This window comes from Microbacterium sp. 70-16, from assembly GCF_001898315.1.
In the GTDB taxonomy this organism is placed as follows: Bacteria; Actinomycetota; Actinomycetes; order Actinomycetales; family Microbacteriaceae; genus Microbacterium.
Genome location: NZ_MKTQ01000014.1, coordinates 426,927 through 451,696 on the forward strand (window position 1 = coordinate 426,927; position 24,770 = coordinate 451,696).

The following is a 24,770-nucleotide window of genomic DNA, read 5'->3' on the forward strand; positions in this document are numbered from 1 at the left end:
CCCATGGCTTTCAGCAACGACGAGGTCCTCGCCGGGCTTGCCGAGCTCATCACCGACGAGACCGGCATCTCGGCCGACGAGGTCGCGCTGGAGAAGTCGTTCACGGACGACCTCGACATCGACTCGATCTCGATGATGACGATCGTCGTCAACGCCGAGGAGAAGTTCGGCGTGACGATCCCCGACGAAGAGGTCAAGAACCTCAAGACCGTCGGCGACGCCGTCACCTTCATCACCACCAACCAGGCCTGACCTGCCCTGCCGGTGGGGGCACGCGCCCCCACCGGAGCATCGCGAGGACACAATGAGCATTCCCCGAATCGTCGTCACCGGCATCGGCGCATCGAGCCCCATCGGCGGCACGGCGCCCGACAGCTGGTCGGCGCTGCTGGCCGGTGCCTCCGGCACCCGCACGCTCGAGTACGACTGGGTCGAGCAGTACAACCTGCCCGTCACCTTCGCCGCCCAAGCAGCCGTGCGTCCGGACACGATCCTCGAGCGCCCCATCGCCAAGCGCCTGGATCCGTCTTCGCAGTTCGCGCTCGTCGCGGCGATGGAGGCGTGGGCCGACGCCGGCAGCCCCGAGGTCGACCCGGAGCGCCTCGGAGTGGACTTCGCGACCGGCATCGGGGGCCTGTGGACCCTCCTCGACGCGTGGGACACGCTGCGTGAGAAGGGCCCGCGACGGGTCCTGCCGATGACGGTGCCCATGCTCATGCCGAACGCGGCAGCCGGCAACCTGTCGCTGCACTTCGGTGCCCGCGCGTATGCGCGTACGGTCGCGTCGGCCTGCGCCTCGAGCACCGAGTCGATCGTCAACGCGATCGAGCACCTGCGCGACGGCCTGGCCGACGTCGTGATCGCCGGCGGCACCGAATCGGTGATCCACCCGGTCACGATCGCGTCGTTCTCGTCGATGCAGGCGCTGTCCAAGCGCAACGACTCCCCCGAGACCGCGTCGCGGCCGGGCAGCATCGACCGTGACGGCTTCGTCATGGGCGAGGGGGCCGGTGTGCTGATCCTCGAGACGGAAGAGCACGCGAAAGCCCGCGGCGCGAAGATCTACGCGGCCGTCGTCGGCGGCGGCGTGACAGCGGATTCGTACCACATCACGGCGAACGACCCCGAGGGCACCGGAGCGGCACGCGCCGTCAAGCTCGCCCTCGCCATGGCGGATGCCTCGCCCGACGACGTCACGCACATCAACGCGCACCTGACCTCGACCCCCGTCGGCGACCCGAACGAGTACACGGCGCTGCACAGCGTCTTCGGCGACCGCGTCGAAGAGATCCCCGTCTCGGGCACGAAGGCATCCACCGGTCACCTGCTGGGTGGTACGGGCGCCCTCGAGGCGATCTTCACCGTGCTGGCGCTGCGCGACCGCGTCGCACCGCCGACCATCAACCTCACCGAGCAGGACCCGGCCGTGCCGTTCCTGCTGTCGACGCAGCCGACGCCGCTGGGCGCCGGCGACCAGCTCGCGATCAGCAACTCGTTCGGCTTCGGCGGCCACAACGCCGTCGCCGCCTTCGCGTCGGTCTGACCCGCACTGCAGCCACACGAAAGTCGCCCCGCGGTCCTGTGGCCACGGGGCGACTTTCGTGACAGACGGGGATGCGTGCTCTCGGTCTCCGGGAAGCCATCCGAAGCCGGTACCGGCGCCTCGACCCGTCTGGGTCCTTGTGCCGGCTCAGCCGACCTTGTGCAGCCAGACGACGGGTGCGTCGTCGCTTGCGTGGCGGAACGGGTCGAGTTCCTCGTCCCATGCGGCGCCCAGCGCGACCTGCAGCTCGCGCTGCAGTTCGAACATGTCACCGGCCGAGATCTCCATCGCGTACCGGATGCGGTCCTCACCGATCACGACGTTGCCGGCCGTGTCGGTCTGCGCGAAGTGGATGCCCAGGCCCGGAGTGTGCATCCACCGGCCGCCATCGCTGCGCGGCGTGGGGTCTTCGCTGACCTCGAAGCGCAAGTGCTCCCAGCCGCGGATCGCCGTCGCCAGGGCAGCACCGGTACCGACCGGCCCCTCCCAGTAGAACTCGGCGCGGCGGCTGCCCGCGAGCACCGGCTGGTCAGCCCAGTCGAAATTCACCGCACGACCCAGCGCACGCCCCACCGCCCACTCGAGGTGGGGGCACAGCGCGCGTGGCGCGGAGTGGATATAGATCACTCCGCGCGCCAGTGTGGTCGCCTGTGTCGCCATCGGACTCTCCGTTTCTTCAGGTACGTCTTCCCCTACGACCTGTTCGCCGGAATGTCTGGCGGGCTATGCGGTTATGCGCCCATTATTGCCGATGGCACGGCGGAATCACAACTGTGTCATTCCGCGGTCACAGCTCCAGCACGAGCCGGGGGCAGGCAGCGCGCGAGACGCACACGAACATCGTGTCGTTGCGTGCCCGCTGGGCGGGGCTGAGGATCGCATCGCGGTGATCGACCTCGCCTTCCAACACCGGCGTCTCGCACGTGCCGCAGGTGCCTTCCGTGCAGCTGGAGAGCACGAGGGCGCCCGCCTCTTCGGCAACCTGCAGGATCGAGCGGTCGGGCGGGACCTCGACGGTGACTCCCGTGAGCGCCAGCTCGACCTCGAAAGATCCCGCCCACACGGGCGCCGACAGGGCCTCGGCCTCGAACCGCTCCATGTGCACATCGACGCCGTGTGCGGCGCCGGATGCCTCGAGCGCATCCAGCAGGCGCGCGGGGCCGCACGTGACGATCTGCGCCCCCACGCGGGCCGCGTCAGCGACGAGGGTGTCGACGTCGAGCCGCTCCCCCGCCTCGCTGACATGCAGGGTCAGCTGGTCGCCGTGCACCCCGCGCAGCTCATCGATGAACGGCATCCGATTCTCGTGTCCGGCGTAGTGGACGGACACCTCACGGCCCGCCGCGCGCGCGGCGGCCGCCAGCGGCAGGATCGGCGTGATGCCGATGCCGCCGGCGACGAAGACCAGCGGCACGTGGGCCTCGGTCTCGGGCAGCGCGAAGTGATTGCGTGGGCCCGCCGCACGCAGCACCGCTCCGTCCTTCAGCCGGTCGGCGATCCAGCGCGACCCGCCGCGCCCGGCCTCCTCACGCAGGACGCCGATCCGCCACGTGCCCGCCCCCGGCACCCCGGCCAGCGAGTACTGTCGCACGAGCCCTGACGGCAGCACGAGATCGATGTGTGCGCCCGGCTCCCACTCGGGCAGGGCTGCCCCGCGCCCGGCGAGCTCGACCTCCACGACATCGGCGGCCGCCGCATGGACGGCGACCACGTCGAGTTCGTAGTCGCCCTTCGGAGCGCTCATGCGCCCGACTCCTTCACGACGATCAGCCGGTAGGCTCGGCCGTCGGCTGCACGCCAGCGGTGGCCCGTGCCACCCGGCGTGTACGCCGAGTCGCGGGGGCCCAGTCGGTGCACCACCCCACCCAGTTCGAGTTCGATCGTGCCCTCGATGACGTGCAGGAACTCATCTTCGGCGTGGGCGACGACCTCGCCCCATTCGGCGTTCTCGCCCGTGTACTCGATCGGTCGGAACGGACGCCGTGCGCCCGACACGAGCACGCGTCCCAGGCCGCTGCCGAACCCGCCGACGATGCCGTCATCCGCCCGCACGATGCTGACCGCCGCGGCCTCATCGGCGGCGCCGCGTTCATCGGCCAGGAGTTCCACGACGCTCGTGCCGAGCGCGCTCGCGATCTTCTCCAGCGAGGCCATCGAGGGCCGCGCGAGGCCGCGCTCGAGCTGACTCAGGAACGGGTGCGACAGATCTGCCAGCGCTGCCAGTTGCACGAGCGTGAGCCCGCGCTGCGTGCGCAGGGCGCGAACGCGCGGTCCCAGGGGCAGCAGGGTGCCGGCGGCGGTCTCCGCCGGGCTGGGGGGTGCGGTGGTCACATCGCCTCCTCGAAGGGAATCTGCATCATTTGGTATCACGTCGGGCAGCGTCCGCGTGAATGCCGACGCCACGTGACACAAGGGCCGCGCACCGTGATTAACAGAGGGACACGATCATGTCACCCGCCCGAAACACGGCGGTCGTAGCGTCGCCAATGTTGAGGCTATCAACATCAGGCCGTGACAAACGCACACCCGAGTGCCACGCACACACCCGACCACCAGAGGAGAATCGTGTCCCTTCCGCGTCCCCTCCGCACTCTGCGCAACGCGATGCTGCCGGGCGGCTCGCGCGCCGATGTGGTGCTCGATGGCGAGACCGTCGCGCAGGTCGTCGCGCCCTGGACCGCGCCGATGACGCACGCCGATCTCGACCTGACCGGCTACGTCCTGCTGACGGCGGCAGCCGACCCACACGCGCACCTGGACAAGTCGCGCACGTGGGATCTCATCTCGCCCGCCTTCGGCGACCTGCCCACCGCGGTCGCGCAGTACGCCGAGTACGCGGATGCCGAGACACGTGAGTCGATCGCCGATCGCGCCCGCACGACGGCACTCGACATGCTCGCGCACGGCGTCACCGCGGTGCGTTCGCACGCGAACTTCCTGTCGGGCGAGGACCCGCTGCGCGGCATCGACGCGCTGCTGCAGGTGCGCGACGAGCTTCGCGACCTCATGGACATCGAGCTGTGCACGCTCGGCGACGAGACCGTCACCGACGACCTCCACACCGAGGCGATTGCCCGCGGCGTCGACCTCATCGGTGGGGCACCGCACCTCGCGACAGACCCGCAGACAGAGCTCGACCGCCTCCTCACCCTCGCGGAGCGGCTGGGAACGGGCGTCGACATGCACACCGATGAGGCGCTGCACGGACCGCTCACGATCGTCGAGTTGGCGCGGCGCACGGCATCCTGGACACACGGCACGGCGTCGGCCGGCCACTGCTCACGTCTGGGCACGCTGACCGCCGACGAGCTCTCCCCCGTCATCGACGCCGTCCGCGACGCTGACCTCGGCGTGATCACGCTGCCGATCACGAACCTGTATCTGCAGGGCTGGGATATGCCGACCTCGACGCCGCGCGGCCTCACCGCCGTCCGCGCGCTGTTGGATGCCGGGGTGCGCCTCGGCGCCGGCGCCGACAACGTCCGCGACCCGTTCAACCCGCTCGGCCGCTGTGATCCGCTCGAGACCGTCGCGCTGCTGGTGACCGCGGCGCACCTCACGATCGACGAGGCGATCACGCTCGTCTCCGACGGCTCGCGCTCGGTGATGCGACTCGCGCCCGCGGGGGCGACTCCCGGTGCCCGGGCCGAGTTCGTCGCCGTGCGAGGCACGAGCGTCGCCGACGTCGCGGCATCCGCCGACCCCAACCGTCACGTCATCCACCGGGGACGACTCGTCTCGTCCACCGTCGCCACCGTGACCACCGCCGCGTGGTCGCCCGCAACCGAAAGGCAGGTGTCCGCGTGAGCGAGACCCTCCTCGACTTCACCAACGTCGAGATGACCTTCCCCGGCGGCACCGTCGCCCTGCGCGGCGTCGACCTCACCGTCGGCCGCGGCGAGTTCGTCACCGTCGTCGGCCCCTCGGGCTGCGGCAAGTCGACGCTGCTGCGCATCGCGTCGGGCCTCGAGACCGCCAGCGACGGCACCGCACAGGTGAACACCGACCGCATCGGCTACGTGTTCCAGGACGCGACGCTGCTGCCCTGGCGCGACGTGCAGGCCAACGTCGAACTGCTCGCCGAGCTGAACTGGCAGACGAAGGCTGTGCGCGCGAAGAAGGCGGCCGAGACGATCGAGCTCGTCGGTCTCACCGGCTTCGAGAAGCACCTGCCGCGGCAACTGTCCGGCGGCATGCGCATGCGCACGTCGCTCGCACGCTCGCTCACGCTCGACCCCGAACTGTTCCTGTTCGACGAGCCGTTCGGAGCGCTCGACGAGATCACCCGCGAGCACCTCAACGACGAACTGCTGCGTCTGTTCGTCGAGACCCGGTTCGCGGGCCTGTTCATCACGCACTCCGTGTCGGAAGCGGTCTACCTGTCGACCCGCGTCGTCGTCATGTCGGGGCGTCCCGGACACATCGTCGATCAGTTCGAGGTGCCCTTCGACATGCCGCGTGACCCCGACATCCGCTACACCGGCGCCTTCGCTGAGCTCGTCGGCCAGGTATCGCACGCACTGAGAGAGGGGCACCACTGATGTCCGACACCGAACAGGCCACTGCGCCGGAGACCGCGATGCCGGATGCCGCGCCGGATGCCGCGCCGGATGCCGCGCGGGATGCCGTGGCGCCCGCCGTCGATCCGCAGGAGATCGCGGCCGAGCAGGCGACTGTGCCACGTCGCCGCACGTCGCTGTGGGCCCGCCCGAGCTACTGGGTGCCCCCGATCCTGCTTCTCGCCCTGATCATCGGCGTCGTCTACCTGATCAACGCGCTGCTCGGCACCCGCGGCTACCTCATGCCGCAGCCGCACGTCATCTTCGCCGTCTACACCGATCCCAAGACGGGCCCGGAGATCTTCGAAGCGCTGTGGAACACCGCCCAGGTCGCGCTCGTCGGGCTGGTCATCGCGATCGTCATCGGCGTCGTCTGGGCCGTCGCGATGAATCTCGCGAAGTGGGTCGAGCGCACGACCTTCCCGTACGCGGTCATCCTGCAGTCGATCCCGATCCTCGCCGTCGTGCCGCTCATCGGCTTCTGGTTCGGGTACGACTTCATCGCCCGCACGATCGTGTGCGTGCTGATCGCGCTGTTCCCGATCGTCTCCAACACCCTGTTCGGCCTGCAGTCGGTCGACCGCGGCGCACGAGAGCTGTTCCAGCTGCAGAAGGCGACACGCTGGATCGTACTGCGCAAGCTCGAGCTGCCGACGGCCCTTCCCGCGATGTTCGCCGGCATGCGCATCTCGGCCGGCCTGTCGATCGTCGGCGCGATCGTCGGAGACTTCTTCTTCCAGCGCGGCACCCCCGGCATCGGCGCCCTCATCGCGAAGTACCAGTCGCGACTGCAGAGCCCCGAACTGTTCGCCTCGATCCTGCTGGCGTCGCTGTTCGGCGTCGTCATCTTCCTGTTCTTCGGCTGGCTCGCGAGGCGAGCCGTCGGCAAGTGGTACGACTTCGGCTGATCAGCCGCGGTTCGTCCGTCACAGCACCACCGTCCCGTCCGCACCACCAATCCCTAGGAGAACCATGCGCATCACCCGCAAGAGCGGCTTCGCCGCCGCCGGCCTCGTCGTCGTCAGCGCGCTGACCCTCGCCGGCTGTTCGTCTTCGTCGCCCGAACCGGCGGCATCCGAGAGCTCCGACGGGCTCGCGATCGGTGCCGTCGACCTGGCTGCGGCCGGATGCCCCGCCGACATCCGGATCCAGACCGACTGGAACCCCGAGTCCGAGCACGGTCACCTCTACCAGCTACTCGGCGACGACTACACGATCGACAGCGACGAGAAGTCGGTCACCGGCCCCCTCATGGCCTCGGGCGAGTACACCGGCGTCGACGTGACGATCCTCTCCGGCGGCCCCGCAACGGGCTTCACCCAGCCGAACGCCCAGATGTACAACGACCCGTCGATCTTCATGGCGTACGTGGGCACCGATGAGGCGATCGCCCACTCGGGCGACCTGCCGACCGTCGGAGTGTTCGCGCCGCTGCAGAAGGACCCGCAGATGCTCATGTGGGATCCGGAGACCTACCCCGACGTGAAGACCATCGCCGACCTCGGCACCGAAGGCGTCACGATCCGGGTCTTCCCCGGCGGCACGTACATCGACGCGTTCGTCGGTCAGGGCATCCTCTCGGCCGACCAGATCGACTCGACCTACGACGGCACGCCCGCCGTCTTCGTCTCGGAGGACGGCAAGATCGCCCAGCAGGGCTTCGCCTCGGCAGAGCCCTACATCTACGAGAACGAGGTCGCACAGTGGGGCAAGCCGGTGAGCTACCAGCTCATCAACGACGCCGGCTACCCGAAGTACGCCGCGGTCCTGAGCGTCATCCCGGAGAACATCGACACGTACAGCGAGTGCCTCACGGCCCTCGTGCCGGTGCTGCAGCAGGCCACGGTCGACTTCTTCGCCGACCCGCAGCCGACGATCGATCTGATCCTCGAGCTCGTCGACGCTTACGACACCGGCTGGGTCTACAGCCAGGGCGTCGCGGAGTTCTCCGTCGACACGATGCTCAGCGACGGCATCGCGGGCAACGACGCGGATGGCGCGATGGGCACGGTGGATGCCACGCGCATGACCGACCTGTTCGACCTGGTCACCCCGATCTACACCGAGCAGGGTCTGCCGGTGAAGGACGGCGTGAGCGTCGACGACATCTGGACCGACCAGTTCCTCGACTCGTCGATCACCTTCTGATCCGTCTCCGCACCATTCACTGATCCCCCGCGAAAGGCCCCTCCGATGACGACATCCACGACACGCCTGCACGGCGCCACGGCCATCGTCACCGGAGGGGTCGGCGGGATCGGTGCCGCCATCGTGCGTCGCCTCGTCGACGAAGGCGCAGCCGTCGTCATCCTCGACCTCGCCGGCGAATCCTCGGCGGCGCGTGCTGCCGAGTTGGGAGCACACTTCCTGCCCGTCGACCTGGCCGACCCGGTCGACACGCGGGCCGCCGTCGCGCAGGCCGTCGACCTGCTCGGCGGTGTCGACGTGCTGGTCAACTGCGCGGGGGTGTTCCGCCTCGTGCCGGTCCTGGAGATCACCGACGCGGAGTGGGACCGCGTCATGAACATCAACGCCCGCGGCACCCTCACGACCATGCAGGCCGTCGCGCCCGTCATGATCGAGCGCGGCGGTGGGCGCATCGTCAACCTCGCGAGCATGGCCGCGAAGGCCGGCGGCGCGATGGAGGCGCACTACGCAGCATCCAAGTCGGCCGTCGTCGCCCTCACCCGCGCCGCCGCGATCGAGTGGGGCGGCCACGGCGTGACCGTCAACGCGATCTGTCCCGGCTACGTGCTCACCGACATGGGCGCCGGTACCCGCACCGAAGAGCAGGTCGCCCAGTGGACGGCGAAATCTCCACTCGGCCGCCTCGGCGTGCCGGACGACGTCGCGGGCCTCGTCGCGTATCTCGCGACCGACGGCGGCTACGTCACCGGCCAAGCCCTCAACGTCACGGGCGGCATGGTCATGCACTGACGTGCGGGCCCTCACCGTCATCTTCGAAAGGAACCACCCCATGCCTCACGCCGACCTCGATCAGGCCACGATCGACGCACTGGCCGCAGAGCTGCGCGAACTGCTCGGCGCGGACGCTGTCAGCGATGAGCCGCAGGCTCTCGACCGGGCATCCATCGACGGATCGCACCTATCGCCCGTCATCGCCGAGCAACTGCCGCTCGGACGCGCGCAACTGGTCGCCTACCCCGCCACGGCGGAGGACATCGCGGCGACCGTCGGCGCGGCCGTGCGCCAGGGCGTGCCGATCACGCCGCGCGGCAAGGGCACCGCCAACTACGGGCAGACCCTGCCGATGGCGGGCGGCCTCGTGCTCGACACGTCTCGTGCGCGGAAGATCCTCGAGGTCGGCGACGGCTGGCTGCGCGCCGAAGCCGGGGCGACGATGATCGCGATCGAACAGGCGGCCATCCGCAGCGGCCAGCAGGTGCTGCAGTATCCGTCGACGGCGCAGTCGACCGTCGGCGGCTTCGTCTCGGGCGGATCAGGCGGCACCGGATCGATCGCGCACGGCATGATCCACACGGGTTTCGTGACGGCGCTCGACGTCGTGCACGCCGTACCCGACGCGACCCTGATCCGCGTCGAGGGCGAGGCGACCGAGCCGTATCTGCACAAGTACGGCACCGTCGGCGTCATCGCGACGGTGACGGTGCGGCTCGAGCCCCTGCAAGAGTGGCGCGCGTTCTTCGCGAGCTTCGACGACTTCCACGACCTGCTGAGCGTCATCCGGGCCTTCCCCGAGCTCGAGCCGACGCCCCGCCTCGTGTCGGGTGACCTGCCGACGCTTGCCGAAGCGTTGCCCGCCGACCCGGCGATCTTGCCCGGGCGGGCAAGCCTGCGCGCTATCCTCGACGCCGACAGCATCGCCGCCGCGACCGCTCTCGTCGAGGCCGCCGGCGGTCGCGTCGACGACGTGCGCGAGGGCGCGCAGGCGTGCATCAAGCTGTCGATGACGAGCTACAACCACCCGATCGAATGGCTGCAGAAGGCCTACCCGAACACGTATTTCCACGTCGAAGTGTGGGGCGACGCGATCATCGACCGCATCGACGAACTGCACGAGGTGTACGACGGCGGGATGCTGCACATCGAAGCCCAGCAGGGCCGCCCGATCGGCATGCTCGCGGGCGTCTACCACGGCGCCGACGAGGTGTACGCCGGTCTGCCGAAGATCGAGGCCCTCGGCGTCGGCTGGCACAACCCGCACCAGTGGTACGTCGACTATGAACCGGCCGCGACGATCGCGTTCGCCGCCGAGACCGACCCGCAGGGCCTGATGAATCCGGGCAAGCTCGTCGCCCCCGGCACCTTCCAGACCGGGAGCCAGATGTGAGCGCCCTCTCGTCGCGCCGGTGGGGCGACGCCCCGGGGCCCGCGCTAGCGGAAGCGCTGACCGAGGCATCCGTCCTCGTCGTGCCGGTCGGTGCGGTCGAGCATCACGGCCCGCACCTGCCTCTCGCGACCGACGCGATCATGGCCGAGCAGATCGCGACGCGCATCGTGGACGGCGCCGTTGCGGCCGGCCATGACGCGTGGCTGCTGCCGACCCTCGCCGTCACGAAGTCGGACGAACACGCGTGGGCCCCCGGAACCCTGTGGCTGTCTGCCGACACTTTTTCGCGGGTGTTGGCCGACCTCGGCCGATCGATTGCGACGACCCGCGCCCGCACCGTGCTGTTCTACAACGGGCACGGCGGCAACATCGCGCCGCTCACGGTCGCCTTGCGCGAGCTGCGGCGCCAGTTCGGGCTGCGCACGTTCCTCGACGGTGTGCAGGTGCCTGCGGGGCCGACCGAGCGCGGCTTCCGCATTCACGGCGGACACGGCGAGACCTCGCTGTTGATGCATCTGCGCCCTGATCTCGTCGACGAGGCGGCGTTCGCGCCCGCCGTCCCGGAGGCGATCGCAGGCTTCGAACGCATCGGGTTCGCGGGTCATCCCGTGCAGTTCGGCTGGTGCTCGGACGACTTCGGCACCGGCGGCGTCATCGGCGACCCGACCACGGCGACCGCCGCAATCGGCGAAGTGCTGGCGGCGCAACTGGTCGCCGACGGTGTCGCGACGATCGACGAGATCGTGCGCTGGCCCATCGGTCCGAGGGCGGTGTGACGATGTCGACCGACGAATGGGACGCCCTGACCGACGATCCGATGCCGCTGTTGAGCGCTTGGCTGCCGGGCAACGACGACGCCGCCCGCCCGCTGATGACCCTCGCCACCCTCGACGAGAACGGCGCACCGGATGCCCGGTCGGTGCTGCTGTCGGAGTGGGATGCCGACGGCTTCTACTGGCACACGGATGCGCGGTCGCGCAAGATCGCGCAGGTCACAGCGGCGCCGGCCGTCGCCCTCTGCATCCCGTTGCTGGGGGTGCCGCACGCCGATGCGAAGCACCAGCTCGTCGTGCAGGGCGTCGCCGAGCCGGCGCCGCAGGCGGAGCAGGATCGTGCCTACGCGGCACGCCCGCCGTACCTGCAGCAGCTCGCCTGGCAGAACACGCCCGAGTTCGCCGCTCTCCCTCAGCGTGAGCGCATCACCGCGTGGGCCGAGTTCGCCGCCGCGCATGCGGATGGCTTCACCGCGCCGGATGCCTGGACCGGGTGCCTCGTCCGCCCACACCGCCTGACGTTCTGGTTCGGCAGCGAACACACTGCCAGCCGTCGCGTGGAGTACACGCGCGGCGAGGACAGCACGGCCGGCACGATCGGCTGGAAGCGGCAGATCCTTGCCGGTTGACGAGCTCGCGCGGGTGGATGCCACCGCCGCGTGCCCGAAGCACATGGAGTACGGGCCATGCGGCGGGGTCGGCTTCGACGGCTCGTGCGAGATCGACGCCGCGCATGCCTGTCCCTTCGTGCAGCTCGACACCGTGCGCTGGCACGGCGTCGTCGCCGAGCGGAGCCCGCGGCCGGCCGACCCCGTGCCCGAGCCGACGCCATCCGCGGGCTCGGCGCGCGTGCGTGCACTGCTGGAGACCCGCCGGATCGTCGTCGCGGACTTCCCCGCCCGCGCCCTCGACGCCCGCTCGCTCGACGACTGCGTCGCCGAGATGGCGGGCACGGTGGATGCCGTGCTGTCGGGCGACGCAGGCCCCGCTCGCGTGCAGTTCGCACCGACCTACCGCGCGCGCCTCATCGCCGACGCGGGCATGCTGCCGTTCATCGGTGTCAACTGCCGCGACCGCAACCGGGTGGCGCTTGAGGGCGAACTCGCCGGCCTCGCGCACGCGGGGGCAGGCGTCGTGCACTGCGTCACGGGCGACCACACCGAGACCGGCTCGCGGCCCGATGCGAAGCCGGTGTTCGACCTGGACTCCACCGAGCTCGCCGCCCTCGCTCGTGCCGCAGGGCACCTCGTCTCGGTCGGCGAATCGCCCACGACCCCACCCGTCGATCGACGTGCCGCCCGCCTGCGCGAGAAGGAGAAGGCGGGCGCCGAGCTGTGCTTCGTCAACCACTGCGGCGGCGCCGATCCCGTCGCCCGCTTCATCGCCGAAGCCCGCGCGCTCGGCTCGACGTCACGGTTCATTCCGTGCATCCCCGTCGTGCTCGACGAAGGGTCGGCACAGTTGCTGCGCACCTTCACGACGCTCGTGCTGCCGCCGGGCTACCTCGAGGGCATCCTGCGTGCTGCCGACCCACGTGAGGCCGGCATCGCCGCCGCCGTCGAGCTGTCCCGCGCGATGCTCGCGGTCGACGGCGTCGCCGGCGTCGATCTGTCCGGCGGCGCGGCCCCGGGGCGTGAGACCGCCCACGCACGCGACCTCGCCGAGATCGCCCGACGACTGGAGGATGCCCTGTGACCGCACGCGGATACCGATTCACCGGCGCCGTCGCGATCGTGATCGACGGTCACACTGAACTCGCCGACGGCGCGGAGCTGATCGTGCGTGACGGGGTCGTGCAGGAGGCGGCGCGCGGAGACGAGATCGAGGTCGACGCGACGGGGTGCGTCATCACGCCGGGCCTCGTCAACGCGCACCATCACCTGTTGCAGAGCGCGTTCCGCACGCTGCCCGGCACCCGCAGCGTGCCGATGGCGGTGTGGCTGCCGACGATGGCCGCCGCGTATGCACGGGTCGGGGTGGATGCCGAGCTCGCGGGAGCCGCGGCATCCGTCGGCGTCGCGGAGGGTCTGCTCGCCGGTGTCACGACGGTAGCCGACCACCACCTCACGTGGCCTGCGGGTGCCGACGGGCTCGCGATCGCGACGGCGACGATCGACGCCGCCGCTGCGCTGGGCGGCCGGCTCGTGTTTGTGCGCGGGTCCGCGCGCGACGATCCGCAGGATGCCGCGGCGGGCGCCGACGCGATCGCGGCGGCATTCCTCGGCGGCGAGACGTCGGGCGGCGTGACCCGCGACGGCATGCTGCAGGTCGCGGTGGGTCCCGCGGGCGTGCACTCCGATGCCCCGGAGACGTTCGCACTGATGGCCGAGGTCGCGGCACGGCATGGCCTGCGCCGACGTACGCAAGCGAACGAGCAGGTGGATGTCGCGATCGCGCTGGAGAAGTGCGGGCGCCGTCCGCTCGATCTGCTCGAGGAGTGGGGCTGGCTGGCAGAGGACGTCACGATCGCGCACCTGTGCGACGTCACGCCGGACGAGATCGCGCGCGTCGCCGCGCACGGCGTGACCGCGACGCACGCACCCGGCTGCGACGTGCCGATGGGCTGGGGCGTCGCCCCCGTCGCGGCGCTCGCCGACGCCGGAGTCACCGTGGGGCTCGGCACGAGCGGAGGCGGGTCGAACGACGCGGGACACCTTTTCGCCGACGCGCGCCTCGCGATGCAGGTGTCGGGGCTGGTCGGTCCGGCCCTGGCCGCGCGGACGGTGATCGCGATGGCGACCTCCGGCTCTGCCGCTGGACTCGGGCGCCCCGAGCTCGGCCACTTGCGCCCCGGCGCTGCCGCCGACCTGTGCCTGTGGGATGTGTCGGGCGTCGCCGATGCCGGCGTCTCGGATCCCGTCGCGGGTCTGCTCTGGGCATCCCCCGGTCGACGTCCACGCGACGTCTACCTCGCGGGCCGCGAGGTCGTGCGCGCCGGCACGCTCGTCACCGCCGACGCGCACGCGGTCGGCACGCGTCTGCGGAGCCTGCTCGCCGCGCGCGGCGCCTGAGCGCCTCGCTGCGCCGAGTGCGCCGGTTGCTGCCGACCGCGCCACGTGATGCGCAGGCACAACGGGCGCTCTCGACACCAGGCGGCGCACTCGACGGCGCGCGAGTCGCCGTCCCGCTGGCGCCCGCTCAGCCCTGTGGCACCAGCACAGGCGCGGCCTGAGAAGCGACCATCTCGGCGAAGCGCTCGTAGTCGTCGATCATCCGTCGACGGTCGACCCGCGTGCGGGCCGCGACCGCGGCCTGACGGCGTGCGCGGCGCTCCTCCCACGCCTGATCCCACGCGGCGGCGACGCCCGCAGGGTCGCGGCCCGTCACCAGTCCCACGCCTGCAACCTCGCGCGCCGCGTCGCCGACGTCGGTCGTGACCGGGATGACACCGCTCGCGATGCCTTCGATGAGGCACAGCGGCGATGCTTCACCGAAAGCGCTCGTGAGGGCGACGATGTCAGCCGCCTGGTAGATCGCCGGCATGTCATCACGGATGCCGAGCGCGTGCACGCGAGAACGGTCGGCGATGCCGACGCGGTCGGCCAGCTCGGCGAATGCCGGGTTGTCCCACGTCATGCCAGCACCGCACAGCACGTAGTTGCTCACGCGGTTGGCCGCCATGTGGGCGCTGGTCGCCCGCAGGAACAGCTCGGGGTCCTTCATCGCGTCGAACCGGGCGGCGAGCAGGATGACCGGTCCACCGCCACGGATGCCGAGCGCCGCGCGCCGGCGCCGCCGGGTGCGCGCGGACGGCGGCTGGAACCGTGTCGTGTCGATTCCGTTGGGGATGACCGCGGAGGCACGCGCGATGACACCGGCATCCACGTACGCGTCCTTCGTGCTCTGCGCGCAGGCGATCACGCCGGTGACGAGGCCCGTGGAGGTTGCTTCACGCAGCCAGTCGAGGGCCGGGCCGGAGTGCTCGGGGTCGGATCGATGCAGGCAGGCGATGACCGGGATCTCGGGCATGAGCCGCGCGCGCTGCAGCTCGAGCAGCAGCGCGAGCGGCTGCTCCTTCAGCGTCAGGATGAGGTCTGCATCCGCGACGGCTGCGGCCGCCGTGCGCAGTTCGTCCGCCGTGAACGCGGACGGCGGCTCGGCACCGGCCGTGCGATCTAGCGCCGTGATGCTGACGCCGGACGCGACCAGTTGCTGGTAGCGGAGGTCGTCTTCGGCGCGCTGGACCGTTCCTTCCCGCTGCGCTTCGTCGGTCAGCGACAGGACCGAATGCTGTTGTCCGCGCTCGTGCAGCGACGCGACGACATCGGTATGGAGGATGCGGGCGCCACCCGCGAAGAAGCCTTCGTAGAGCGAGAGCACACGGCGTGTCTGAGGCATGATCCACATACCAACAAGACCGTGCCCGAGAGTCAACAGCGCGGAGGTAAACGTTCCCCGCCGGTCACCCGCGCGTGACGTCTCCGCAACATCTGACAGTGGACCGTGGGCATCGGGGCACTGCGGCACTCGGGCGCCTGTCAGCGGAGGACGAGCTCCGGCACACTCCGCAGCGCGTACTGTTCGTCGGCGAGACGTTCCACAGCAACCAGGACATCCATCGACGGGCTCACAGAACCGGACAGGTACGTGCTGAGCCGCGAACGTGAGGTGCCAAGCCGGGCGGCGAGCTCGCGCTGCGTCAGGCCCGTGGCCGCGAAAGCGTGGCGTAGGCGCTGGACAGCACGTTCCCGGTCGTCACGTTGGTCGTGCTCAATCAGTGCCCGGATCAGGCGCACCGTCGAGCGAGACTCGGCAGCCTCGGCGGCGTCCTCGAAAGTCGGTTCAAGGCCGGGGTCTGCGGCCACAGCGCTCGCAAGACGAGTCCAGTGCTCCGCGTACCCACGGTCGATCGCGGCGAGCATCCCCTCGAAGCCCCAGCTGGCGACCGGGTCGTCGGGGGTGGCTTCGATGTTTCGAAACCGCAGAGGCATGGACGTTCCTTTCAATGGGACATATGGACGGCAAGGGTGGTGCACTCGGCGATGACCGCGTCCCAGTTGTGCCACTTCACATCGAGAGCCTTGTAGCGCGGCAGCTCGTCGATCCGTCGATGGTCTTTCGGGGAGGGGTCCGCGAGTTGCCGCGCCAACTGGGATTTCACCGGGCGGTCCGCGGCGTGCGTGTCATCCGAGTAGTAGTCGTCGATCCCGGAGAGTGTCGCGCCGATCCGCTCGGGTGTGAACTTATGGGAAAGGGCGGCGACGTCGAGATAGTCGCGGACTTGGTTGCGCTTCACGATGAGGTAGCCCTTGATCCGGGCGATCTCGTCCACCGTGGGGACGGTGAGCGTCCGACCGGACGGGAGCGTCACCCGCTGCACTTCCAGCGGGCGCGTGCGGATCATCTGACGCACGCCCGCCTCGATGCCTCCGAGCTCTCCCAGGATGATCTTGCCGGGCGATGCCCGGTTGAGGATCCAGTCGCCGTCACGGTCGAGTGCATCCAGCACGACGTCGAACCGGTCCCGCAAGTCGGTGAGGATGTGGTCATGGTCGGTGGACATCCGATGCCGCGCGTAGAGCGAAGCCGCGGACCCGCCGACCAGAACCGCGTCCGGCACCATCTCCTGCAACCGTGCGGCGGACTCGAGGACTTCCTCGAGCCCTTCAGGTAGTGCCGTCAGCGCATCGATGGGCGCATCGTTGCCGTTCAGCGCGTGGCGTACGTCGTCACCATGCTCGTGCCCATTGCGATCCATCTCGTAAGCGTATCAGATGTGATACACCCAGTGAAGAGTAGGGCGGGTGGGACTTGAACCCACGATCGTCGGGTTATGAGCCCGCTGCCTTGACCAGCTTGGCCACCGCCCCGCGCCGAACGGATCCGGCGGGTTCGAGTTTAGCGGCGCCGGTCGTCGCCGCGTTCACGCACTGGCGGCTCGGGCCACACCTTGGAGACAGCCTCGGTGATCCGGATCGAACCGGTCTTCGGGTGCGCCGGGTCGCCGCTGCTCCCCCGCGGGATCGGCAACTCCTGACTGTCGCTGATCACCTGCGGGTGATAGCGCGCCAGCTGGAACACGCCGATCACGGCAAGTGCCCCGGCCAGGACGAAACCGATATAGGCCCCGAGCGGGGCACCGTCGGCCTCGTGCAACACCGTGAGACCGATGATGATCGCGACGATCGGATCGACGACGGTGAGCCCCGCGATCACGAGGTCCGGCGGCCCCGAGGCGTACGCCGTCTGGACGAAGTACGCCCCGACGGCGGTGCCGGCGATGAGTGCGATGGCGCACGTGAGCGTGAGCCAGTCGAAGTCGCCTGCCTGAATGCGGCTGATGACGACCTTCGCGAGGGTCGCGACGAAACCGTAGATGACTCCCGCCGAGACGATGTAGAACAGCGCCGACGTGCGACGGCGCAGCCACATCCAGCCGCCGCCGAGCATCACGATGACGACCGCGAGGATGATCAGCACCGTGATCAGCTGCTGGTCGGTCACGGCCGTGTCTACGGCATAGAGCGCGGCGATCGTGACGAAGATGAGGATGCCCACGACGCACAGCACGATCGCCGTGATCGACCGTGCAGTGGGCTTGTGCCCGCTGATGCGGGCGTTCAGCAGCGTCGTGATGACGAGCGAGATCGCACCGATCGGCTGCACGAGGATCAGCGGGGCGAATGACATCGCCGACAGCTGGCAGACGATCGCCAGCCCCAGCATGAGCGTGCCGACGACCCACGAGGGCCGCCGCAGCAGGTTGAGCAGCTGGCCCCCTGTGAGCCCCGTGTTGCCGGCGGTCGCGGTGAGCCGCTCGACCTTCTGCACGCCCCGGTGCTGGTACTGCGCACCGAACGACATGAAGACCGCGCCGAGAAGAGCCAGCGGAATGCCGATCAGGATTGCGGGGTCTTTGAAGATGCCGACGAGGTCGTCGGTGATGTCGACCAAGGCCATGACCGCGGCATCCACTCTTCGACACTAACCGGATCGCACCCTCGGTAGGCTCAGGGACGTGGCTGTTCTTCCGATTCGCATCATGGGCGATCCCGTCCTGCACGCCCCCGCCGAGCCCGTCGGCGAGATCACCGACGAGATTCGACAGCTCGTCGCCGACATGTTCGAGACGATGGATGCCGCGCCGGGCGTCGGCCTCGCGGCGCCGCAGGTCGGCGTCGGTCTGCGCATCTACACGTACACCTACCAGGACGACGAGGGCGAGCCGTGGCGCGGCGTGCTCATCAACCCCGAGCTGTGGATGACGCCGACGATCCCGGGAGCGCCCGACCCTGACGACGAGTCGGAGGGATGCCTGTCGTTCCCCGGCGAGCGTTTCCCGCTGCGCCGCTCCGAGCGCGTCCAGGTGACGGGCATCGACCTTGAGGGCGCGCCGGTGCGCATCGAGGTCGACGGCTGGCGTGCGCGCATCATGCAGCACGAGTTCGATCACCTCGACGGCATCCTGTACATCGACCGCCTCGACGACGGCGACTGGAAGACCGTGCAGAAGATCGCCCGCAAGCGCGGTTGGGGCCGCCCCGGCGCCGCGTGGATGCCCGGCGTCGACGACATCGACGCCTGACCGCGCTTCTCGCGGCACCAATGAAGAACGGCCCCAGAGTGGAGTCTGGGGCCGTTCGCTCCCCGGCTTGGACTCGAACCAAGAACCTGCCGGTTAACAGCCGGCTGCTCTGCCAATTGAGCTACCGAGGATCAGTCACCCGCGAGCGGGCAACCCGTCTATGTTAGCAAAGTCTGAGGGGTGCTCGTGCACGTGGGGCACGATCGCCGCTCGGTCATGAGGCGATGCGACTGCCCCCGTCGGGCGTCCACAGGACGTCCGCCATACCGTGGCCGAAACCGACCGGATGCCCCGCACGCAGCACCAGTACGTCGGCGTCCAGTTCGGCGACGGTGACCGGGTCATTGGTGACGACCAGCATCGCCATCGCGTGCTCGCCACGACGGCGCAGCAGCGCATCACGCGCGGCCTGCCGCACCTCGAGGTCAAGATTGGCGTACGGGTCGTCACCGATGAACACGCGCGGATCGAGCACGAGGGCCCGCGCGAGCGCGACCCGCTGGCGCATGCCCGAACTGAGCTCGTACGGGTACTTCGTCGCAGCCCCCAGGGGCAACTGCAGTTCGTCGAGCAAGCCTGCGATCCGCAGCGACAGCGCACGCTGATTCACCCTGCGGTCGCGTGAGGTGACCGGCTCGCCGATCACCTCCGACACCGTCAGACGCGCGGGCAGCGCCGCGCCGGCACCCTGCGCGAGATAACCCGTGACGTAGCGCCGCACGCGCAGCGAGCGGCCACCCTTGCGCACCGAGATGCCCTCCACGCGGGCAGACCCTCCGACGACGGTCAGCGACGGGTCGTCCGCGCCGGCGAGCACGCCGACGAGACTCGACTTGCCGGCACCGGTCGGCCCCATGATCGCGAGCGCCCCACCGGGCGCGAGGCGGAAGCTGATTCCTTCCGCGACACGGCTGCCGCCGCGGGCCACCGACAAGTCGTCAGAGGTGACGGCGGCATCGTCGGCGGAGCGCAGCTGCATGGGGTTCATCCTGCCTCGTCCGCTCGCCGTCCGCCACTTCGCCGGGCCGGCGCCGCGCGGGGCTCACTCGATCTGGGTGAGCGTCGCTCGCTGCGCGTCGAGGTCGCGCAGCGCGATCCGCACCGCCCGCCCCTCTTCCGAGTCGGCGGACAGCCGCTGGATCGCGCCCAGCAGCTCGCGCTTCTGATCGTCGACGGCGCGCACCCGCAGACGCCGCGCGAGTGATGCGGTCGAGAGCTGCGCCTCCGGCTCGGTGAGCGCGGGGAAGCTCGCCGTCAACAGCTCGACGGCGAGAGAGCGGTACGGCTCGCGCACCGCCTCGGCGGCCGTCGCCGCCCACCCGATGCGCGTGCGATCGGGCTGCGCCAGGATGCCCTGGCGCACGGCATCCAGCGCCGCGACGTGCATCGGCAGCGCGAGCGCCGCGTCGACGTCGGCGCTGTCGACGAGGTGACCGTACTGCAGGATGCCCATGAGCGCGTCACGCTCGAGTGCGGCATCGGCCGTGCGCGGCAGTGTCGCGATCGTCACGCGGGCGACGGGCGCCGATGCATCCGGCGCGCCTGCGGTGTCGGCGACCGGTGTCGCGCTCCCGGGTGCTCGCTCGGAGAGCACCGGCGTGCGCGACGCGCGCGCGGCGCGGTCCACCGCAGAGCGGACCTCGCCGAGGTCCATGCCCAGCTTGCGGGCGAGGACGCGCGTGTAGCCGGGCCGCAGCGCCGAGTCGCGGATGTCGGCGACGATGGGAGCCGCCGCCCGCAGCGCGCCGACGCGGCCCTCGACGGTGCCGAGGTCGAAGCCGGCGAGACGCTGGTCCATCACGAACTCGAACATGGGGGCCTTGCTGTCCATGAGGGCGCGCACCGCGGCATCCCCCTTGTTCAGCCGCAGGTCGCACGGGTCGAGCCCGTCGGGGGCGACGGCGACGTACGTCTGTGCCGCGAACCGCTTCTCATCGCCGAAGGCGCGCAGCGCCGCCTTCTGCCCCGCGGCGTCGGGGTCGAACGTGAAGACGACCTCACCGGCGGCGCTGTCATCGCCCATGACCCGGCGCAGCACCGTGATGTGGTCGGAGCCGAAGGCCGTGCCGCAGCTGGCGATCGCGGTCGTGACGCCGGCCAGGTGGCACGCCATGACGTCGGTGTACCCCTCGACGACCACGACGCGATGCGAGCGCGAGATGTCCTTCTTTGCAAGGTCCAGGCCGTACAGCACCTGCGCCTTCTTGTAGATGGGCGTCTCGGGGGTGTTCAGGTACTTGGGCCCCTGATCGTCCTCGTACAGGCGCCGCGCGCCGAACCCGATCGTCTGCCCCGTCACGTCGCGGATCGGCCAGACGACGCGACCGCGGAACCGGTCGTACACACCCCGCTGGCCCTGCGAGAGCAGGCCGGCGGCCAGAAGCTCCTCATCGGTGAAGCCCTGCGCCTTCAGGGCATCCCGCACGCCGTTCCACCCCTTGGGCGCGTAGCCGACGCCGAAGTGCGCGGCTGCGCCGGCGTCGAAGCCGCGCTCGCCGAGGAACCGGCGCCCCGCGTCGGCTTCCGGCGTCGCGAGCTGCGAGCGGAACCAGTCCGCCGCCGCGGTGTTGGCCTGGTACAGCCGCGTGCGGCCGCTGGTCTCGGGCGCCGCACCACCGTCTTCGTAGTGCAGTGTGTAGCCGATGCGCCCCGCCAGACGCTCGACGGCCTCGGTGAACGACAGATGGTCCATCGCGCGCAGGAACGAGTACACGTCGCCCGACTCGCCGCAGCCGAAGCAGTGGTAGTAGCCGACCTGCGGGCGGACGTGGAAGCTCGGGCTGCGCTCGTCATGGAAGGGACACAGTCCCTTGAGCGAGCCGACCCCCGCCGACTTCAGCGCGACGCGCTCGCCGACGATGTCGGCGATGTTGGTGCGCGCCTTGATCTCGTCGACGTCGGACTGCGCGATGCGGGCCATCAGTCCCCCTCGCCGGGCCAGAGTCCCGCGATCGGCTCGGGCATCGCGAACCCGCTGTGCAGGGTCGTGCGGCCGTCGCCCGAGCGCAGGCCCAGTTCGCGCAGGTCGACGGGTCCGATCATCCGCGCGTGCCACTCGATCGCGAATCGGTCGGTCAGGCTTGCGACCTGGTCGACGATGACGCGCCTGCGCGCGGCATCCGTCTCAGCCGCTGCGAAGTCCTCGGCGTGCAGGCGGTCGAGGTGCTCGGGCCGCTCCGACAGCGCGGTGGCGAGACGCTTGAGCACGCGACGCTGCTCCTTGTAGAGCCCCTTGCGCCCGTCGATCGACACGACGAACGCGCCGATGATGCCCTTGAGCACGGCCATCTCGACCTCGATGACACGCGGCACGACGACGCGGCCGCGGTAGCGGGTGAGGGATGCCGCGGTGTACGCCTCGCGCGTCGCGGTGGTCGCCGCGCGCGCGAACCGCCCGATCAGGTCGGAGGTGAGGTTCTTCAGCCCCGCAACGGCCGCCCGGTCACCCGAGAAGGCGGTCAGCCACACCGGCAGCCGCATCAGCCGGTAGAGGGCATCGCCCAGCTCGTCGCGCGAGTATCCGTAGCCGACCCAGTTCTGGATCGCCGTCAACAGTGCGTCGCGCTCGCGGGCGTCGTCGAGGCGAGCGGGGTCGAGATAGCCGTTGAGGACGGCATCCTCGAAGTCGTGCACGGAATACGCGATGTCGTCGGAGAGGTCCATCACCTCAGCCTCGATGCAGCGCAGCCGCCCGGGCGCGCCCTCGCGCATCCAGCGGAAGACATGCTCGTCTTCGGGGTACACGCCGAACTTGTCGCGTCCGCCCGGGTCGGGGATCGCGTGCTCGACCGTCCACGGGTACTTGCACGTGGCATCCAGGCTCGCCCGCGTCAGGTTCAGCCCGAAGCTCGCCCCGTCGGGGCCGATGACCTTCGGCTCCAGACGCGAGAGGATCCGCAGCGTCTGCGCGTTGCCCTCGAAGCCGCCGATGTCCTCGGCCCACTCATTGAGCGCGCGCTCGCCGTTGTGCCCGAACGGCGGATGCCCGATGTCATGACTCAGGCACGCCGTGTCGACGACGTCGGGTGACAGCTCGAGCGCGATCGCGAGCTCACGACCGACCTGGGCGACCTCGAGCGAGTGCGTCAGCCGGTTGCGCGCGAAATCGGCGGGGCTCGCCGGGCTCAGCACCTGCGTCTTGGAGGCGAGCCGGCGCAGCGCCGCGGAGTGCAGCACGCGCGCGCGGTCACGCGCGAAGCTGTCGCGCTGCGAACGGTGCGTCTCGGCCAGGAGTCGCTCGGCGTCGTGGTCGTCGTACCCCGCAGGGCGTCCGGCCGCGATGACGACGCCGCCGCCCTCACCCGCCACTGGTGTCCAACTCCGCATCGGCGAGCGTGCGGGATGCCTCACCGGACATCTCGCGCGTCGCGAGCCAGCCGTCCGGCAGTGCGGGGCGCTTCGGAGTGCCCGCCCGGCCGCGCTGACCCTCCGCCGCGGCGCCCGGGTACGGGGCGTCCCTGTCGAGCGTCGCAAGCAGGTCGTCGATCTCGGCAAGGGTCGACGCCGTCGCGAGCGCAGCCCGCGTGTCACCGCCGACGGGGTACCCCTTGAAGTACCAGGCGACGTGCTTGCGGATGTCGCGGCATCCGCGGCCCTCGTCCTCGAAGAACTCGACCAGCAACGCGGCATGCCGGCAGAACGCATCGGCCACGAACCCGAGGGTCGCATCGGGACGGATGCCAGGCGCCCCGAACGCGGCGGCGAGATCGCCGAACAGCCACGGGCGGCCGAGGCATCCGCGCCCGACGACGACGCCGTCGCAGCCGGTCTGCGCCATCATGCGCACGGCATCCTCGCCCGACCAAATGTCACCGTTGCCCAGCACGGGAATGCTCGTCACGGCCTGCTTGAGCTGTGCGATGGCATCCCAGTCCGCGTTGCCGGAGTAGAACTCCGCGGCCGTCCGCGCGTGCAGCGCGACCGCGGCGGCACCGGCATCCTCGGCGATGCGCCCCGCGTCGAGGAACGTGAGGTGGTCGGGATCGATGCCCTTGCGCATCTTCACCGTGAGCGGCACATCGCCGGCCGCGCGCGCCGCGCGCGTGACGATGTCGCGGAACAGCCCCGTCTTCCAGGGCAGCGCGGCTCCCCCGCCCTTGCGGGTCACCTTGGGCACGGGGCACCCGAAGTTGAGGTCGATGTGGTCGGCGCGGTCTTCTTCGACGAGCATCCGCACGGCGGCCTCGGTCGTGGCGGGGTCGACGCCGTAGAGCTGGATCGAGCGCAGCGACTCGGACTCGTGGTGCGTGATGAGCCGCATCGTCGTGGCGTTGCGCTCCACCAGCGCCCGCGTCGTGATCATCTCGCTGACGTACAGGCCGGTGCCGTACTCGCGGCAGAGCCGCCGGAACGCCGCGTTCGTGATGCCCGCCATCGGCGCGAGGACGACCGGCGCGTCCAGCTCGATGCGCCCGATGCGCAGCGCTGGCCGCACGGCGGCAGCAGCCGTCGAGGCGGAAGGGGGCGCGATCGTGGACATCCTGTCCATTCTCCCAGACTCCGTCGCGCCCGGTCGCCCCGCACGGGCATATCGTGGACAACATGGCCGAGACACAGACTGTGGATATCCGCGACATCGCCTTCCTCGACGCCGAGGGCACCGAACACACGCTCTCCGAGTACGCCGGCAAGGAGCTGCTGATCGTCAACGTGGCGTCCAAGTGCGGGCTCACGCCGCAGTACGAGCAGCTCGAGCAGTTGCAGAAGACCTACGGCGACCGCGGCCTGCAGGTGCTCGGCTTCCCGTGCAACCAGTTCATGGGGCAGGAGCCCGGCTCGATGGACGAGATCCTCGAGTTCTGCTCGGTGACCTACGGCGTCTCGTTCCCGATCATGGACAAGGTGCGCGTCAACGGTTCACACGCCGCACCGCTCTACAAGGCGCTCAAGAAGACTCCCAACGCCGAGGGCGCGAAGGGCCCGGTCATGTGGAACTTCGAGAAGTTCCTGGTGACCGCTTCGGGTGACGTGCACCGCTTCCGCCCGCAGACCAAGCCGGATGACCCCGAGGTCATCGCCGCGATCGAGGCGGGCCTGCCCGCCTGACGCCGGCGCGTGT

The 24,770-nt window shown here is 70.1% G+C and carries 25 protein-coding genes and 2 tRNA genes; 14 read left to right on the top strand and 13 right to left on the bottom strand.

All coding sequences use genetic code 11. The features are described 5' to 3' along the window. The first annotated feature begins 3 nt into the window (after positions 1 to 3). Together BGO46_RS06975 and BGO46_RS06980 are read left to right on the top strand one after the other, a co-directional pair. Complete coding sequence (locus BGO46_RS06975) at positions 4 to 252, top strand: acyl carrier protein (protein WP_005049448.1); 249 nt, start codon at positions 4 to 6, stop codon at positions 250 to 252. A gap of 52 nt (positions 253 to 304) precedes the next feature. After that, positions 305 to 1,543: a beta-ketoacyl-[acyl-carrier-protein] synthase family protein gene (locus BGO46_RS06980; protein WP_292676455.1), complete on the top strand. Its 1,239-nt coding sequence runs from the start codon at positions 305 to 307 to the stop codon at positions 1,541 to 1,543. A 147-nt stretch (positions 1,544 to 1,690) separates the two neighbouring features. On the opposite strand, the gene BGO46_RS06985 is transcribed toward BGO46_RS06980, so the two are convergent. From BGO46_RS06985 to BGO46_RS06995, 3 genes are all read right to left on the bottom strand, one after another. Next, positions 1,691 to 2,203: a DUF3145 domain-containing protein gene (locus BGO46_RS06985; protein ID WP_292676453.1), complete on the bottom strand. Its 513-nt coding sequence runs from the start codon at positions 2,201 to 2,203 to the stop codon at positions 1,691 to 1,693. Between the two features lie 127 nt (positions 2,204 to 2,330). Further along, positions 2,331 to 3,287 carry a PDR/VanB family oxidoreductase gene (locus BGO46_RS06990; RefSeq protein ID WP_292897291.1) on the bottom strand — a complete coding sequence of 319 codons (957 nt, stop codon included), beginning with the start codon at positions 3,285 to 3,287 and terminating at the stop codon, positions 2,331 to 2,333. After that, on the bottom strand, positions 3,284 to 3,874 hold the full coding sequence (locus BGO46_RS06995; RefSeq protein ID WP_292676446.1) for a helix-turn-helix domain-containing protein: 591 nt from the start codon (positions 3,872 to 3,874) through the stop codon (positions 3,284 to 3,286). Before BGO46_RS06995 ends, BGO46_RS06990 begins: the two co-directional genes overlap by 4 nt. A 234-nt stretch (positions 3,875 to 4,108) precedes the next feature. Here BGO46_RS06995 and BGO46_RS07000 point away from each other — a divergent pair, with 234 nt between their 5' ends. The 10 genes from BGO46_RS07000 (at position 4,109) to BGO46_RS07045 (ending at position 14,198) form a co-directional block, all read left to right on the top strand. After that, the gene (locus BGO46_RS07000; RefSeq protein ID WP_292676444.1) at positions 4,109 to 5,350 is read left to right on the top strand and encodes an amidohydrolase family protein; all 1,242 of its coding nucleotides are present in this window, start codon (positions 4,109 to 4,111) and stop codon (positions 5,348 to 5,350) included. Further along, positions 5,347 to 6,084, top strand: a complete 738-nt coding sequence (locus BGO46_RS07005) for an ABC transporter ATP-binding protein (protein ID WP_292676442.1) — start codon at positions 5,347 to 5,349, stop codon at positions 6,082 to 6,084. Before BGO46_RS07000 ends, BGO46_RS07005 begins: the two co-directional genes overlap by 4 nt. Further along, positions 6,084 to 7,010, top strand: coding sequence for an ABC transporter permease (locus BGO46_RS07010; protein WP_292676440.1), 927 nt, complete (start codon positions 6,084 to 6,086; stop codon positions 7,008 to 7,010). Before BGO46_RS07005 ends, BGO46_RS07010 begins: the two co-directional genes overlap by 1 nt. A gap of 64 nt (positions 7,011 to 7,074) precedes the next feature. Beyond that, positions 7,075 to 8,250 carry an ABC transporter substrate-binding protein gene (locus tag BGO46_RS07015; RefSeq protein WP_292676438.1) on the top strand — a complete coding sequence of 392 codons (1,176 nt, stop codon included), beginning with the start codon at positions 7,075 to 7,077 and terminating at the stop codon, positions 8,248 to 8,250. A gap of 45 nt (positions 8,251 to 8,295) precedes the next feature. Continuing rightward, positions 8,296 to 9,039, top strand: a complete 744-nt coding sequence (locus BGO46_RS07020; RefSeq protein ID WP_292676436.1) for an SDR family NAD(P)-dependent oxidoreductase — start codon at positions 8,296 to 8,298, stop codon at positions 9,037 to 9,039. Positions 9,040 to 9,079: 40 nt separating this feature from the next. Next, entirely contained in the window at positions 9,080 to 10,414 is a 1,335-nt protein-coding gene (locus BGO46_RS07025) for an FAD-binding oxidoreductase (protein ID WP_292676434.1), read from the top strand. After that, positions 10,411 to 11,190: a creatininase family protein gene (locus BGO46_RS07030; protein WP_292676432.1), complete on the top strand. Its 780-nt coding sequence runs from the start codon at positions 10,411 to 10,413 to the stop codon at positions 11,188 to 11,190. The genes BGO46_RS07025 and BGO46_RS07030 overlap by 4 nt, the downstream gene beginning before the upstream one ends. A gap of 2 nt (positions 11,191 to 11,192) precedes the next feature. Beyond that, a complete protein-coding gene (locus tag BGO46_RS07035; protein WP_292676510.1) occupies positions 11,193 to 11,816 on the top strand; it encodes a pyridoxamine 5'-phosphate oxidase family protein in 624 nt (207 codons plus the stop codon). After that, on the top strand, positions 11,806 to 12,882 hold the full coding sequence (locus tag BGO46_RS07040) for a methylenetetrahydrofolate reductase C-terminal domain-containing protein (RefSeq protein ID WP_292676430.1): 1,077 nt from the start codon (positions 11,806 to 11,808) through the stop codon (positions 12,880 to 12,882). Before BGO46_RS07035 ends, BGO46_RS07040 begins: the two co-directional genes overlap by 11 nt. Beyond that, positions 12,879 to 14,198: an amidohydrolase family protein gene (locus BGO46_RS07045; protein WP_292676428.1), complete on the top strand. Its 1,320-nt coding sequence runs from the start codon at positions 12,879 to 12,881 to the stop codon at positions 14,196 to 14,198. The genes BGO46_RS07040 and BGO46_RS07045 overlap by 4 nt, the downstream gene beginning before the upstream one ends. Before the next feature lie 127 nt (positions 14,199 to 14,325). On the opposite strand, the gene BGO46_RS07050 is transcribed toward BGO46_RS07045, so the two are convergent. The 5 genes from BGO46_RS07050 to BGO46_RS07070 all read right to left on the bottom strand — a co-directional run bounded on the left by BGO46_RS07050 (position 14,326) and on the right by BGO46_RS07070 (position 18,087). Next, a complete protein-coding gene (locus tag BGO46_RS07050; RefSeq protein WP_292676426.1) occupies positions 14,326 to 15,525 on the bottom strand; it encodes a glycosyltransferase in 1,200 nt (399 codons plus the stop codon). Between the two features lie 140 nt (positions 15,526 to 15,665). Then, positions 15,666 to 16,118 (bottom strand): helix-turn-helix transcriptional regulator, encoded by a 453-nt coding sequence (locus tag BGO46_RS07055; RefSeq protein WP_292676424.1) that lies wholly within the window; start codon positions 16,116 to 16,118, stop codon positions 15,666 to 15,668. Between the two features lie 11 nt (positions 16,119 to 16,129). After that, positions 16,130 to 16,885 (bottom strand): hypothetical protein, encoded by a 756-nt coding sequence (locus BGO46_RS07060; RefSeq protein WP_292676421.1) that lies wholly within the window; start codon positions 16,883 to 16,885, stop codon positions 16,130 to 16,132. 38 nt (positions 16,886 to 16,923) lie between these two features. Then, positions 16,924 to 16,997 (bottom strand) — tRNA-Ile (locus tag BGO46_RS07065). A 28-nt stretch (positions 16,998 to 17,025) separates the two neighbouring features. Next, complete coding sequence (locus BGO46_RS07070) at positions 17,026 to 18,087, bottom strand: DMT family transporter (RefSeq protein WP_292676508.1); 1,062 nt, start codon at positions 18,085 to 18,087, stop codon at positions 17,026 to 17,028. 58 nt (positions 18,088 to 18,145) lie between these two features. Between BGO46_RS07070 and def the strand changes: the two genes are divergently transcribed. Then, positions 18,146 to 18,712, top strand: coding sequence for a peptide deformylase (def, locus tag BGO46_RS07075; RefSeq protein WP_292676418.1), 567 nt, complete (start codon positions 18,146 to 18,148; stop codon positions 18,710 to 18,712). Between the two features lie 58 nt (positions 18,713 to 18,770). Here def and BGO46_RS07080 read toward each other — a convergent pair. The 5 genes from BGO46_RS07080 to dusB form a co-directional block, all read right to left on the bottom strand. Next, positions 18,771 to 18,843 (bottom strand) — tRNA-Asn (locus tag BGO46_RS07080). Between the two features lie 83 nt (positions 18,844 to 18,926). Beyond that, positions 18,927 to 19,691 carry an ATP-binding cassette domain-containing protein gene (locus tag BGO46_RS07085; RefSeq protein WP_292676415.1) on the bottom strand — a complete coding sequence of 255 codons (765 nt, stop codon included), beginning with the start codon at positions 19,689 to 19,691 and terminating at the stop codon, positions 18,927 to 18,929. A gap of 63 nt (positions 19,692 to 19,754) precedes the next feature. Beyond that, positions 19,755 to 21,632 carry a DNA primase gene (gene dnaG, locus BGO46_RS07090; protein WP_292676412.1) on the bottom strand — a complete coding sequence of 626 codons (1,878 nt, stop codon included), beginning with the start codon at positions 21,630 to 21,632 and terminating at the stop codon, positions 19,755 to 19,757. Continuing rightward, a complete protein-coding gene (locus BGO46_RS07095) occupies positions 21,632 to 23,020 on the bottom strand; it encodes a deoxyguanosinetriphosphate triphosphohydrolase (protein ID WP_292676410.1) in 1,389 nt (462 codons plus the stop codon). The genes dnaG and BGO46_RS07095 overlap by 1 nt, the downstream gene beginning before the upstream one ends. Continuing rightward, positions 23,010 to 24,191, bottom strand: a complete 1,182-nt coding sequence (dusB, locus tag BGO46_RS07100; protein WP_292676407.1) for a tRNA dihydrouridine synthase DusB — start codon at positions 24,189 to 24,191, stop codon at positions 23,010 to 23,012. The genes BGO46_RS07095 and dusB overlap by 11 nt, the downstream gene beginning before the upstream one ends. Before the next feature lie 62 nt (positions 24,192 to 24,253). On the opposite strand from dusB, the gene BGO46_RS07105 reads away from it, so the two are divergent. After that, entirely contained in the window at positions 24,254 to 24,757 is a 504-nt protein-coding gene (locus tag BGO46_RS07105; RefSeq protein WP_292676405.1) for a glutathione peroxidase, read from the top strand. Positions 24,758 to 24,770 lie beyond the last annotated feature (13 nt).